This is a genomic window from Lentihominibacter hominis, assembly GCF_014385065.1.
Taxonomy (GTDB): Bacteria; Bacillota; Clostridia; order Peptostreptococcales; family Anaerovoracaceae; genus Lentihominibacter; species Lentihominibacter hominis.
The window spans coordinates 818,669-832,961 of record NZ_JACRTA010000001.1 but is presented as its reverse complement, the minus strand read 5'-3'; the positions used below and the strand labels follow the sequence as shown (position 1 = coordinate 832,961).

The following is a 14,293-nucleotide window of genomic DNA, read 5'->3' as shown; positions in this document are numbered from 1 at the left end:
AACTTTAAGTTACAAAATCCCATAATTGTTATAATTTTACTTATTGGATAAAAAAAGTAGAGTAAATGAAAAAATTGAATAGAAATACTTGACTTAATCTATCGGGGGGGGGGGGTATTATGTAAAGAAATATAATCGGTTGTATCTATGTACAGAAAGGGTTTAGGAAAAGAATATGAATAGGAATGCTAAAGTAAAAAAGCGGACAGTAAGCTTTTTGATGGCAGTCATATTGATTGTGACTATGATGCCATTTTCTTTACTGGAAGCTTCGGCTGAAAACAAAGATAAAACTGCCGAAAATAATACCGCTGTATCTGTTAAGTGGGAAACGGATAAAGATGATAAAGAGAGTAAAGATAAGAATACCGTTTCGCTTAAGGCATCTTTGAATAAACAGCAGGAAGATGTGACTTCAGCAGAAGTTAAAATAAAATTGAAGAAAGAGGATCTCAAATTCCTCAATTCATTCAAAGATGAAAAAGGTAATTTTGAGCAAACTCTCCAGGCAGAAGATAAAGATGATGATATCCCTGTCTTGCTTGAGATTTCTGAATCAGGAGAAGCATTCATTAAATTCATAATCGATAAAGAAAACGCCGAGCTGAAAAAAGACATTTTGTTTAGCGTACCTGAGGATATATCACCTGAAAAAGGGACCCATGAAATAAAAATAACAGAAGAAGACATTACCGTAGATACATATAAAGGAGAGGATACCGCAGATGCCATAATCGAGAGGGAAGGCGGAAGCTTTACTTTAGAGTGGGACATAAAGTCCGGCGAAGAAGATAAGGAAAATAAAAATAAGGAAAAGAACGATGCTGTACTTTCGAAAGTATCCCCAAAAGGTATTGAGCCTGAAATAACGATATTAGAAAGAGAAAAAAACAATATAGATCATGTTATATATTGGTCGGATAATAATGATGAGGAATCCATAAGGCCGGGAACTGATAAATATAAAGCAGATTATCCCGCTTCTTTAAAGTTTACTGTAAAAGATGGCGACAACATTGTAACATCGGGAGTTCTTGACGAAGAAAATATGGAAAAGCTTGGTATGGACAGTGTACCTAAACCTGATGTGAGAACTGAGGATGGAAAGAGACAGTATACCTACAGAGTAAATGCCAATACACTGCCTACAAAAATCAGAGAAACTTATAACTATGGACCGGATGATAAAGAAACTAAAGAATATGATATCAGCTGGGAAATACAGCCGTCGGAAGTTGACGGATATCACCTTGTAAATGTAACTGAAGAAAATAAAGAAGACTATAATTCCGTTGGTGATAATTTAGGCTGGTATTATATGCTTGATACTTCATTTGAAGTAAAGATAGCAATACGATGGGGAAACAGAATAGGAAGTGACGCTGATCTGAGAGCCGCTATAGATGCTGCTCTCAACAGTCATATGGCAGAAAAGTTTTACTTTGAGATAAATTACGGAGATAATTATAAATCGTACAGCCTGAGACAGCTGATAGATTGGGGCCTGCTGGAAGATAACAGAGATGAAATTGTACTGACCAATATATCAGAGACTGCTACATTAACAGTTAAAAATCTGTGGAAGTATAATTTAGACAACTCAAGAATGTCATATGACATGGTGGAAGGCAACAATAATATAAAACCTACAGGAAAATTGGATATAGGAGATGATGGCACTGCCCTGCAGAAATATAAAGACGATTATTTTACTATATCATACGATAACAGTCAGGCGCCAAATGTAGGAGATGTTACAGACAAAGTTTATAATGGCGGTTCTATATGGCTGACACTTACAGGTGAAAAGGATTATGAAGCAGAGAAAGTATGGCTGGATGACACAAAGACCCATGACAGAGATGACCGTCCGGACGGAGAATTCCAGCTGTGGAGATACAGAGATGGAGAATCTTACAGCACAGCAGCTGCTGTAAGAGATGATGAAGGTAATATAATAACTGTAAAATTAGATAAAAATAAGGATCAGCAGGATATAAGCTTTGACGGTCTTGAAAAATATGATAAGGAAGGCTGTGAATACATATATGTTCTCAGAGAATATCTTGAAGGAAGCAATGCTTCAGCTTATGAACAGATTTTCGGTTCTGTAAAACGAGATAAAGATACAGGTGATATAACAGTTACTGATACTATATATAATGGTGAGACCGGAAAATATGATAACCCGAAATCCTTTAACGGAAAGAGAACGGATGATAATGCTAATGATGATTTCCTTTATAATGGAGGAACCCTGTCCAATAAGATAAAAGGAAATGTAAAAGTAGAAGCTGTAAAGACATGGAAGGCGGCTGCATTTCAGACTCAGTTTGAAGATGTGGATGTGGAGTTAACCCTTCAATCCCGTGAAAAGGGAAGTAATGATAAGTGGATAGAAGCAAAAGATGAAGAGGGAAAAGTTATAAAAAAGAAGATAGATGACTTTCAGCTTGAATATCTCACAAGGTCATTATCTCTTGAAGTTCCGGAGCATGACATGGTGGGACAGGAACTTGAATATAGATGGATAGAGACAGGTGTTTATCAGGCAGATGGAGATAATCTGATAAAGCAGGTATCCGCAGACGGCAGTAAACAGGTATTTGAACTTCAGCAGATAGCAGAAGGCAAAGAAAAAACTGTTAAATATGAATCGGTATCGGAGTTTGATGAAGAAACGGGAAATTCAGTTATTACAAATTCTATAGCTAATGAAGTTGATTACAATATAGTAAAAAAATGGTATGACAGCCATGGAGATGAAACGAATGCTCCAAAGGATGCCAAAGTAAAATTCACATTGTACAGAAGTGCAGGAAGTTCTGGTTTAGGTGATGAAATCGGTGAAGTGACACTTGACGGGACAGAAGATAAGGAAAAAGTTCTTGTTAATAAGGAACTGGGGATATACGCTAAGGAGACTACACCGTGGAACTTAACCATATATGATCTTGATGAATATGACAGCGAAGGGAGACAATACAGTTATTTCATTTATGAAAATGATCTGTATAAAGGATATGTAGCAGAATATGATGTGACTAAAGATGATGACGGGAATTATTTTGCAACCGTAATAAATGCTCCCGGTGAAGAAAACTGGATATTCGTACAGAAATACTGGATTGATGACAGTAATGTCATGGACAGAAAACCTGTTACTATAGGAGTATATGAAAAGGGAACAAATAAGAGGATCGGAGAAGCCACACTACAGAACGGTATCTGGAATGATTTTGTAGGTATAGGAAAGCTTGATCCTGATGATGTTTATATAATTGAAGAAGAAATAGGGAATAAAGATACCGGTGTTGTAGATGTAAAAAGTAAACATCCGGAAGAAGCGCTGAAAAACGGGCCTACTTTATATAACGGAAAAAATTATGATAAATGTACCAAGGTAGCCTATCAGACAGAACCTAAAGAATCCGGATATAAGTATGAGGCGACTTATGGGGAAGAGACTATAGACGGGCAGACTGTCTATACTGTCAGCAACAGACGTATAGGGGATATAGATCTGACTGTTACCAAGCAGTGGCTGGACGGAGATGGTGAGAAAAGAGAAGATCTTAAAAAAGCTGCTGAAAAATCTGATCTTACTTTGGCTATGAAGCTTATTTTTGATGATGGTATGCCGAAATCAGATGAAGAAACCATATCGGTTCCGGATGATTATAAGATAACCTACAATGATGTGAACACAGGTGATACTGTTGATGTGGGGAATCCCGGCGGACCTGTGGATATCAAAGACAACAGTGGCAAAAATAACGCTTCTGCGATACAGTCAATAAGGTTTGACGAAAAAACATCGCTGTATTATTTCCATCAGCTGCCTAAATATGATAAAGAAGGCAAAGTAGTAAATTACAGAGCTGAGGAAGTGTGGCTGGATAAGAACGGAAAGGAAGTAAGCAGGAAAGATCTCAAAGAAGATTACGAAGAGGTATATGATATCTGGAAAGAGTATTCTTCTTCCACAGGCGAAGAAACATATACAGTAGGTGATTATCATACAGATGATCAACAGAAGTATACTATAAAAAACAAACTCTCATATACGAAAAATATACTCTGGCATAAATCATGGAGAGATGAACATGCATATGAATCCGGTACAAGACCTGACATATATCTTGATATATACCAGGTTAAGCATAAAGAAGACGGCAGTACGGAAACAAGTGTATACCAGAAAAAATATAAATGGGAGTATAATGAGGACTTCGATGACACCGGTATAGATAATCCGGAGGATTACAGTGATAAGACGAAACACTGGCATGCTACTTTATCAGGCCTGCCGAAATATGATAATTACGGATATGAAATAAAATATTATGCGGTGGAGAACACAGAAATACAGATATCAGATTTTGACTACATGCCGGCTCAATACTATCATACCAATGATAATGGCACGATAGATCAGGACGGATATATCGGAAGTGAAGAAGATATCACTGAAGAGAATGTACAGAAATACGGATCATATGTGATAGATATAGGTAATGTAACCAGACAGAAAGGCGAAGTAAAATATGCACTTTCAGAAGGGGGAACTTTCGTAAACTATCTGTATAGTGATATAACTATACAGGGACAGAAGATATGGTCATCATTGCCTTCGGGATATAAAAGCATAAATCTGCCTGTCGTAACGTTTGAACTGTATCAAAAAAATACAAGCGAAAATGATGATCCTGACAGCATAGGAGATCCTGTTTCCACTATTACTATATCGGACTGGGCAGATATTCTTAATAAAGGTTCATATCTCTTTAAGATACTTTATAAAGGCGAGAATACTGTAAAGGTGGAAAGAGACGGATCCGGAAATATCAAAGATATAACTGCCAGCGGCCCGGCAGGAGTACCGGAAGATGAGTGGGAACCGCTTCCTACTTATAATGATCGTGGTCAGAAATACCATTATACATTGGTGGAAAAATCTATAAAATGGGACGAAGACGTTGAGACAAATGCAGATCCGTCCGATGTATTTAAAGGGTTTACGGGAGCTGATATTCTTGACGGATATATCGCAGACAACAATTATGATAGTATCAAGGGTGCTTTAGCTATAAAAAAATATCTGGAGCTTCCTATGAAAGACGATGATACTCCGGAAGCTTATCCTGCAGTGACATTTGAATTGACAAGAACATATGTGGATAATAACGGAGATGAAACCTCATCTGAAGTAGTGGAGAGAAAAACATGGTCTTCAGAAGAGGTCAAGAAGGCTTATGAAGATCAGTCAAAAGGAATTGTTAATAAAATAAAGGCATTGATAAGTAGGCAGGATCTGGATGATGTAGGAACTGAACAAGATCCTCTCGAAAAGCTCATAACCTTTGAAAATCTCGATATTTATGCTCCTAATGGGTCAGAATACAAGTATTCTGTCAGGGAAGTGAAAGAAAATCTCGGCGGGTATACTACATGGGCAATAGAAGGGGACAGGACATCAGTGGAAGTAAAGCAAAACGGTACTGAGACTGATATAATATCTCCTGCAGATGGACTTCAGATAACTGAGAATAAAAATGACGGAAGAGGTGGGACCGAAAAAGATGTAGCCGTTACTGCCACATTTGCCAATGCTCAGGATAAAGACAGAGAAACTGTGATATTGCAGGGAAATAAAAACTGGAGAGATTACAGTAATATTTTCCATGAAAGACCTGAGAACATTGATGACTATATAACTGTTTACAGAGGAGCGGATTCACAGCCGGGACAGAGTAACAGTATCGCCTATACACAGATCAGTAAAGATATTTATGATATAACATGGGAAAAAGGAGACTGGTCAACTTCAGATAAATGGGTATATAAAGTTGAAGGAAATAAAGTTAATGAGCTGGAAAAGTATGCTCCTAACGGAATGCCGTGGAAATACAGAATAAAAGAAACCCTTCCTGACGGCAGCGTATATACCAGATCACCTGCGGAAGTCAATCAGAAAAAAGCAGATGTCGATGAAATAACCATGAATGATCTGACTAATTCTATACAAGTCAGCATACCTTACACGAAGAAATGGGTAGATGAAGACGGCAAGGAACTCACTAATGATTATTTGGACGCAGATGTAACCGTGGGATTCGAACTGCAGGCAATTGAACTTAATGAAAACGGAAGTCCTAAAGGAGACTGGGAAAGTGCTTCCAAATATTTTAAGGATAATCTGACAGAAGAAGCATATAATAAAGTTTTCCAAAACGGTAACTATAAGTTCACTGCAGAAAAAACAGGAAGAATAAGTGATACTTCCGTATGGAAGACAGCATATTTCTCAAATCTGCCTTCATTTATCAAAGATAAAAACAGTGCAGAAAAGAAAATGGGATACAGGGTTGCAGAAACGGGAATCACTTATAATGGTAAGACTCAGACTGTAAATGTCACCGAGGTAAAAGATCATGAAAATACCAGATATGAATATAAATTCAGTGATGGCATATTCTCAACATATACACCGGGAGGAAAGGGATATTACAGCAGTTATGACGGTAAAACCACCGACCGCAACATATATAATAAGTTGGAGACAACAGATCTGAAAGTAAGCAAACTCTGGAAAGATGATGCTGAGAATATCTATGGAACACGAACAGATACAGACAGAGAAAATCAGGATTGGCAGGTAAGCTTTATTATCCAGAAGAGTACAGATAACGGACATACTTGGGAAAATGTTAAGGTACATAAACAGGATATCAAGCAGGACCTGACAGTTACTCTGTATGGTCAAAATTCAGATGACAGTTCAGAAGCAACTATATCGGGACTGCCTGTTACAGATGAAAACGGCAAGACTTATGAATATGCAGCAAAAGAATTAAAGCATGATTATGAACCTGATGACGGAATAGATAATTCAGAGATCATAACAGGAGAACCCGATAATAATATTTACAATAACGCTTACGAAGTTTCATATGATTCTGCTGTTTCAGCAACTAACCAGATGAAATACGTCAAAGTTTATGCTGAAAAAGACTGGAACATAAGCGCTGTTAAAAAATCAGTAACTTTAGAACTCAAGTATAAAGGTACTGACGGTAAATGGAAGTCTTTCAGAAATCCTGCCAAAGTAACACTGGACGGGCAGAAAGACAAGAATGTAAGTAATACTTCAATAATGGCTTCCCGCGGGGCGGCTTTGTATGATACTACGGATCTGCCGTATTATGAATATGGTGAATGGAAAGCTGTGTGGGAAAATATACCGGAAGTTATGCCGGGAAGTTTGCTTAATGCAGACGGGAAAACTGAATATAAAGTTGTAGAGACAGTTCCGGGCGGATATATACTGGAAAAAGAAGCTCAAAGCACCATAAAGATACCTAACGACGGAGAATATTTCCTCTTTACATTTGAAAATAATGAAAAAACATCTCTTGAAGTAACAAAGGCATGGTATGGCATCGCGTCAGAAGACTGGGAAGATATTGCAGTCGGTTTGTGGAGAACTACAGGTAAGATCGGCGATGAGAATTCTGAAAAAGTAATGACAGACAATACCGGCGTACAGAAAACCACTACTTTGACAAAGGCAGGAGAATGGAAAGGAACTTTCAGCAATCTTCCTAAATACAGCCAAAAAGGAGAGCTTTACACTTATTACGCAAGGGAACTTACTATAGGCGGCGAGCCTGTGGAAGATTTTAACTATTATATAGTTAATACTGATCAGAATGGAAACAACGATACCTACTCTACCAAAATAGCAAATATAGGGCGGATGGATATCAGCGGAACCAAAACATGGAAGGACAACAGCAATAAATACGAAACGAGACCGGATGATATAGAGCTGACTCTTTACAGAAGTATCAAGGACGGAGAGGAAGAAGTAGTAGATATCCATACTCTCACCAAAGAAGGAGCCGTACTTAGCTGGACTGACAAGGCTTCAGATCAATGGAAGTATGAGTATAAAGGCCTTCTGAAAACAGATGATGAGGGCAATCAGTACAGTTACAGAGTAGAAGAAAAATTAGCTGAAAGCAAGATCGAAGGAGATCAGTACAAGGTTAGCCAGAATCAATATGATCTGATTAATACCCTTACAGGAACGGTAGAGATACCTGTTACAAAGATCTGGAAGGACAGAGACGATAAATATCATTACAGACCGGATTCAGTGACTGTAGCTGTGTATGGCAATGATAAGGAAGTAGCAAGAAAAGAAATCAGCGGAGACGGAGATGAATGGTCCTATACTTTTGAAAATCTTGATGAATATGATAAAGATGGAAAAAGGATAGAATACCGTATAGAAGAGCTGGATGTTCCTGATGATTATGATGTTTCTGTAAGCGGAGATAAAGATGACGGATTTATTGTGGAAAACAAACGGCATGGCCGATTATCTGTGTCAAAGACAGTAAAAGGTAATGCAGGAGATACTGAAAAGCCGTTTCATTTCACCATAGAGCTTGATGAGAATATAACCGGACTTTATGGAGAGATAGAATTCACCGAAGGTAAAGCTGAGGTGACATTAAAGGATGGAGAAAGCAAGACAGCCAGCGGACTTCCGGCGGATATCGAATACACAGTGACTGAAAAAGAAGCAAATACTGACGGATATAGCACTACATCTGAAGGCGCTTCGGGAGTGATACAAGCCGGAGATGAAATGAATGCAGATTTCATTAACAGTAAGGATACAACTATAACAAAAGATACCAAAACAGGAGACGACATGAATTTCGGAGGTCCGACAATTTTAATGACCATGTCTCTCATAGGTATAACCGCTGCTTTGCTTATGAGGCGTAAACGAAGAAACTGATTTGAGGCAGATTAATATAGGTGTTCAAATTAAAAGAGCGCAGCTTTGAATGAAGCTGCGCTTTATCTATCGGGAAATTTATGACTTTGATCTGATCGTTAGAAATTTACTTGAGTTTATTCAATGCATCATTGTGTTTTTTGCTTATGATAGAATAATAGTTCACCATATTTCTTGCTACTTTGTCATCCCATGTGGTGCTTGCTGCGTATTTCTTGTTGACGGATGAAATTGTTTTCCCTGAATATAGACTGCCGCCGGGAGAAAGGTAGCTGTTTGCCAGAGTTTTTGAGACAACATCAATTCCTTCAGCTTTGGAAGAGAAACCGCTTGAACCGAATCCAAACATGTTATTGGGTCTGAAACACATGGTGCCGTTAGCGCTTTCATGCGCTGCAATAGCCATGACGAACAGGCAGTTGATACCATAGTCTTGTTCAGCTTTATAAAATGCTTCTTCAAGACCAGAAAGACCTCCCTTTGTAACAAGTTTCAGATCTGAAACTGTAACTCCACTGGGTTTGCTTACATCAAGATCCATTATTTGTGAAGTGGAATATGACGGTATGGATTCGCCTTTTATTACTTCATTTACTGTGGAAGTTCTGAGCGCATTGGCGAGATCTATCTTTTCAGCTGAAGCAGCGCCCTCTTCCGAAAGTATTTTGCTTGCCCTTGCAGCATCGCTTCGTATGGTTTCTATTTTTATATGCATAGCAGCATATACGGATCCTACAGCTGCAGCTGTGATTATAAGAATAAGAAGAACGATTTTTTTGAATGAATGACGCTGTTTTATATTTATTTCACATATTTTCCTTTTGTTATCCATAAGTGACTCCGTTTACTTGAAAATCAATGAATACTGATATATTATAATTAATATGTCAGTAAAAAACAACCGTTTTGGATGCGGAGGTCAGAAACAGTGATTGTGCAGTATACAGCAAAAACTGTAATAAGTATAATAATATCCATCATGATGCAGATGGGAGTAATGAACATGATATCCACGACGCCTCATGAGTCTGTGACAGATTTTATGGATGGTCTTAAGAACAGAGAAACACATGTGATGGAAAAATATATGGATGACAGCTATGTGAATTTCATTGCTAATGTTCAGGGAGATAAAGACACTGTTGCCAGAATGAATGAAGCTCTCTTTAGGAATTTTTCTTATGAAGTAAAGGAAATCATCGAAAAAAATGATGTTGCTGTAGCCAAGGTATCGATAAAATCCGGAGATTTCAGTAAAGTTCTTTCAGAATATGAAAAAGTTTCCTATCAATATGTGACAGATAATTTATATACTGATGATATAGCTGATAAGGAGAAACTCAATGCACAGTGCCTGCAGCTTTATGTACAGCAGGTGGAAAAAGCTGCAGAAAGCGGAGCTGTGTTGGAAACTATCGTTTTTGTTCCTATGGTCAACGATGGTTATTATGGATGGAATATAATAATGACCGATGATTTGATGAAAAATGTTTTAGGCAATCTTCAAATGCCGGTCAGCTGAAGTATTCAAAAGGAGGTAAAATAATGGCGTATTTAGGTGAAAAAATAGGAAAGTTGGGTTTTGGTCTTATGAGGCTTCCTAAAAACGGAGAAATCATAGATATAGAGCAGACCAAAGAAATGGTTGATCTGTTCATGGATGCCGGCTTCACATATTTTGATACTGCATGGGCTTATGAAGGAAGTGAGAATGCCATAAGGCAGGCGCTTGTGGAACGGTATCCGAGGGAATCCTATCAGCTTGCTACAAAGAATGCCGCATGGATAAACTGCAAAACAAAAGAAGAGGCCGTGTCGCAGTTTGATACTTCTCTCCGGCAGACAGGCGCCGGATATTTCGACTTTTATCTGCTTCATAATCTGGGAGAGGGAAGAAGTCATTTTTTTGATGATTTTCAGCTGTGGGACTGGATACAGGAAAAGAAAAAAGAAGGACTTGTAAAGCATGCAGGATTTTCTTTCCATTCAAATCCTCAGGAGCTTGATGAAATATTGACAGCACATCCCGAAATGGAGTTTGTCCAGCTGCAGATAAATTATGCCGACTGGGATAATCCGGCTATACAGTCAAAAGAGTGTTACGAAGTGGCAAGGAGACACGGAAAACCTGTTATCATAATGGAGCCTGTAAAAGGAGGCATGTTAGCGACGCCTCCGGACACAGTTAAAGATATTTTAAAGAGGGCGGAACCCGATTCCTCTGTGGCTTCGTGGGCTGTCAGATTTGCTGCTGATCTTGACGGAATAATAACAGTACTTTCAGGCATGAGCAATAAAGAACAGATGAATGACAATATTTCTTTTATGAAAGATTTTAAAGGATTTGATGACAGTCAGAGAAATACGATTAAAAAAGCACAGGAAGCTCTTTCTAAGATTCCTTTGATTCCTTGTACCACGTGTGATTACTGTGCTAAGGTCTGTCCTGCCAATATAGGTATTTCAGGTTCTTTTACCGCAGCAAATTATCTTACACTTTATGGAGATAAAGATGCTGCCAGACATCAGGAAGAGTGGCTGGTAAAAAATCACGGAAAAAAACAGGCAGATCAATGTATAAAATGCGGCAAATGTGAAGAGGCCTGTCCTCAGCACATAAGGATCAGAGAAAATCTTGATAAAGTATGCGAAGAATTGCTCTGACCGTTGCAAAATAATGAAAATCAGGCAAATTAAATCTTGCATTTGAACACAGTTGATGTATAATATAAAAGCATGCGGTTTTGTGTGCAGTCCTTGCGGTGAGAAACGCTTACCGCCATTTAGTCCACAAGGAGGTGAAAAGAATGATTAATTATGAATTAATGTTTATCATTGATCCAACATTGGAAGACGACAAGAAAGACGCTACAGTTGAAGCTGTTAAAGGCATCATCGAAACTGAAGGCGAGATTGGCAATGTAGATGTTTGGGGAATGAAGAAACTTGCTTATCCTATTCAGAAGAAGACTGAGGGATATTACGTTGTTGTAGAGTTTAAGGCTCAGCCTACTCTGCCGGCAGAGCTGGACAGAAGGCTTAAGATTTCGGACAACGTAATCAGACATATGATAATAAACAAAGACGAGAAATAGAGAGGGGTGCGGTATGAATAGTGTTGTACTGATTGGGAGATTAACCAGAGACCCCGAAGTTAGGTATATTTCCGAAAGCCAGATGGCGGTGGCTACATTTACAGTGGCTATCGACAGACCGGTGAGATCCGGACAGGAAAAAAAGACGGATTTTCCGAGAGTAACAGTATTCGGCAGACAAGCTGAAAACTGCGAAAGATTCTTGGCTAAGGGAAGACTTGTCGGAGTCCAGGGAAGGATTCAGACGGGAAGTTATACCAATAAAGACGGAGCTACAGTCTATACTACGGATGTAGTTGCCGATAGAGTAGAATTTTTAGAATGGGGCGACAGAAACGAGAGAGCAGGAGGCGGAAGATATCAGAATCAGCCGTCAGGTTCCGGTTCTGCCGACAAAGATATGGGTGTTCCTGAGGGATTTCAGGCGATCCAAGATGACGATATCCCGTTCTAAAAGAGAGGAGACTGAATCATGGATAATAAAAGACGCGGCGGCATGAGAAGAAAGAAAGTCTGCCAGTTCTGTGCCGATAAGACAGAAACTATAGATTATAAGGATATAGAAAAGCTCAAGAAATATGTAACTGAAAGAGGAAAGATTCTTCCGAAAAGAATCACAGGAACCTGCGCAGTTCATCAGAGAGAAGTGACAAGAGCTATAAAGAGGGCGAGAATAGTTGCGCTTCTGCCTTATACAGCTGACTGATATTTTTACAGAATATGTTTCAAAACTGCTTTGCTTAATTGTGAGGCAGTTTTTTGTTGCGGAAAGAATGTTTTGAGAGATTATTCGTCAAATATAATAAGCCATATATGATATAATATGTTTATATTTGGGAGGTGTCAGATGAAGAAGGTTTTAAGGCATGCGGCAGCAGTTCTGTTTACTATGCTCATGATTTTTTTGATGACTATTTGTTCCTATGCAGAGGAATATTATTATGTCAGGGACAGCAATATAAGTATAGAGATGCCGGATGGATGGGAAGTGACTGAGATAAGTGCTGATGAAAGCAAGGGCAAACCTTATGAGCATATAATGTCTGCGAAGGAAAAGAAAGCAGAAAATCCGCTTCAGCTTGATATATATTTTTCTTGGGGAGAAATGGAAGATGACGGGTATGTTTATTTTCATGGTGATGCAGAACAGGCTATGGAGTACTATGATACATATGGCAGGGATGCAGTCAGTCAGATATATGATACAATGCTGCGGGAAACAGATCAAAATGAGGGGGTGACTTATGGAGAACCGGTATTTTTTGACGGTGAGTGGGATGGATTCCTCAAGATTCCTGTCAGCATCAGTGCGGATATAAACGGCGATGGCAGCAACGAGACGCAAAACCACACAGTTTATATCACAGCGCAGACGACAGATAACTGGCAGTATATCGTTAATAATATACTTATATTCCAAAATGATTCAGGCGAGTATCAGGATCCGCAGATATCGTCGATGATGGACAGCGTAGCTGACGGATTTTTTGATATGTCATATGGTGAGAAAATAACAGGAGGCAGTACTGAAGAATCTGTTTATAATGATGAAGACTTTAAGTCATATTATTCGGCAGAAGATATCATAGCGTGGATATCTCCATTTATTGTTGTTGCCGTTATAGTAGTGATAATAGCAGCGGTTATTGTCAGAAGACGAAGAAGCGGTGTAAATATAAAGACATTTGCAAATAATAAAGTGAAGAAAAAGCGAAACGTTTCAGTAGGAAAAAGTCCGAAAAGGAGTTTGGAAAAAGATGACAGATCCACGTCTGTAAGATATACTTCACAGGAGGTATCAGGAATTGAAAAGGGATATATGGAGAGCTTGAAGACTCTTTATAAATCAGGGCTTCTGACGAAGACGGAAATGAATGAGATGATAGAGAAACATCAGCATTATAACAGCAGAAAAGGAGAGAGATAATGACTGTTTTAGGAATTACTTTCAGCGCGGCTGTTCTCTGGCTATTTGTGGCGGGGATCATGTCGATTCTGGAAGCAATAACATTAGGCCTTACATGTATATGGTTTGCCGGAGGAGCGGTAGGAGCATCAATAGCAGCTATGCTTGGAGCCCCGGTAGTTATTCAGGTCATAGTATTTTTAATAATTTCTATTGTGCTGCTGGCCGTGACAAGACCCATTGCTAAGAAACGGTTTAATGCTAAAGTAGAGAGGACTAATGTGGAAGCTATACCGGGAAAAGAAGGGATTGTAGAAAAGGAAATTCCTGTCTACGGAAGTGGTCAGGTGAGAGTAGGGGGTAAAATGTGGACTGCAGTTTCACCGGGAAATAAGATAGCAGAAGGTTCAATCGTTATTGTAAAAGATGTCAGGGGAGTAACTCTGACGGTAGAAGAAAAGAAATCGGAGGAATAAA

At 38.7% G+C, this 14,293-nt stretch carries 9 protein-coding genes; 8 read left to right on the top strand and 1 reads right to left on the bottom strand.

From position 1 onward, the window contains the following. Positions 1-175: 175 nt before the first annotated feature. A complete protein-coding gene (locus tag H8692_RS03920; protein WP_187525026.1) occupies positions 176-8,815 on the top strand; it encodes a Cna B-type domain-containing protein in 8,640 nt (2,879 codons plus the stop codon). Between the two features lie 106 nt (positions 8,816-8,921). Here the strand turns inward: H8692_RS03920 and H8692_RS03915 are convergent, their stop codons facing one another. Next, the gene (locus H8692_RS03915) at positions 8,922-9,647 is read right to left on the bottom strand and encodes a glucosaminidase domain-containing protein (protein WP_187525025.1); all 726 of its coding nucleotides are present in this window, start codon (positions 9,645-9,647) and stop codon (positions 8,922-8,924) included. A 96-nt stretch (positions 9,648-9,743) separates the two neighbouring features. On the opposite strand from H8692_RS03915, the gene H8692_RS03910 reads away from it, so the two are divergent. The 7 genes from H8692_RS03910 (at position 9,744) to H8692_RS03880 (ending at position 14,292) form a co-directional block, all read left to right on the top strand. Then, positions 9,744-10,337 (top strand): hypothetical protein, encoded by a 594-nt coding sequence (locus tag H8692_RS03910; RefSeq protein ID WP_177268129.1) that lies wholly within the window; start codon positions 9,744-9,746, stop codon positions 10,335-10,337. Between the two features lie 23 nt (positions 10,338-10,360). After that, complete coding sequence (locus tag H8692_RS03905) at positions 10,361-11,479, top strand: aldo/keto reductase (RefSeq protein WP_187525024.1); 1,119 nt, start codon at positions 10,361-10,363, stop codon at positions 11,477-11,479. Between the two features lie 143 nt (positions 11,480-11,622). Further along, positions 11,623-11,910, top strand: a complete 288-nt coding sequence (gene rpsF / locus H8692_RS03900; protein ID WP_177268125.1) for a 30S ribosomal protein S6 — start codon at positions 11,623-11,625, stop codon at positions 11,908-11,910. 13 nt (positions 11,911-11,923) lie between these two features. Next, on the top strand, positions 11,924-12,364 hold the full coding sequence (locus tag H8692_RS03895) for a single-stranded DNA-binding protein (RefSeq protein WP_177268123.1): 441 nt from the start codon (positions 11,924-11,926) through the stop codon (positions 12,362-12,364). An 18-nt stretch (positions 12,365-12,382) separates the two neighbouring features. Then, positions 12,383-12,616, top strand: coding sequence for a 30S ribosomal protein S18 (gene rpsR / locus H8692_RS03890; RefSeq protein ID WP_177268121.1), 234 nt, complete (start codon positions 12,383-12,385; stop codon positions 12,614-12,616). Positions 12,617-12,757: 141 nt separating this feature from the next. Next, positions 12,758-13,837 carry a hypothetical protein gene (locus H8692_RS03885; protein WP_177268119.1) on the top strand — a complete coding sequence of 360 codons (1,080 nt, stop codon included), beginning with the start codon at positions 12,758-12,760 and terminating at the stop codon, positions 13,835-13,837. Then, on the top strand, positions 13,837-14,292 hold the full coding sequence (locus tag H8692_RS03880) for an NfeD family protein (protein WP_177268117.1): 456 nt from the start codon (positions 13,837-13,839) through the stop codon (positions 14,290-14,292). Before H8692_RS03885 ends, H8692_RS03880 begins: the two co-directional genes overlap by 1 nt. The last annotated feature ends 1 nt before the right edge of the window (position 14,293 follow it).

Bases quoted from the DNA above. Each gene is read 5' to 3' on its own strand.
- H8692_RS03920 (WP_187525026.1), top strand. From the start codon at position 176: ATGAATAGGAATGCTAAAGTAAAAAAGCGGACAGTAAGCTTTTTGATG.
- H8692_RS03895 (WP_177268123.1), top strand. From the start codon at position 11,924: ATGAATAGTGTTGTACTGATTGGGAGATTAACCAGAGACCCCGAAGTT.
- H8692_RS03885 (WP_177268119.1), top strand. From the start codon at position 12,758: ATGAAGAAGGTTTTAAGGCATGCGGCAGCAGTTCTGTTTACTATGCTC.
- H8692_RS03915 (WP_187525025.1), bottom strand. From the start codon at position 9,647: ATGGATAACAAAAGGAAAATATGTGAAATAAATATAAAACAGCGTCAT.
- H8692_RS03905 (WP_187525024.1), top strand. From the start codon at position 10,361: ATGGCGTATTTAGGTGAAAAAATAGGAAAGTTGGGTTTTGGTCTTATG.
- rpsR (WP_177268121.1), top strand. From the start codon at position 12,383: ATGGATAATAAAAGACGCGGCGGCATGAGAAGAAAGAAAGTCTGCCAG.
- H8692_RS03880 (WP_177268117.1), top strand. From the start codon at position 13,837: ATGACTGTTTTAGGAATTACTTTCAGCGCGGCTGTTCTCTGGCTATTT.
- rpsF (WP_177268125.1), top strand. From the start codon at position 11,623: ATGATTAATTATGAATTAATGTTTATCATTGATCCAACATTGGAAGAC.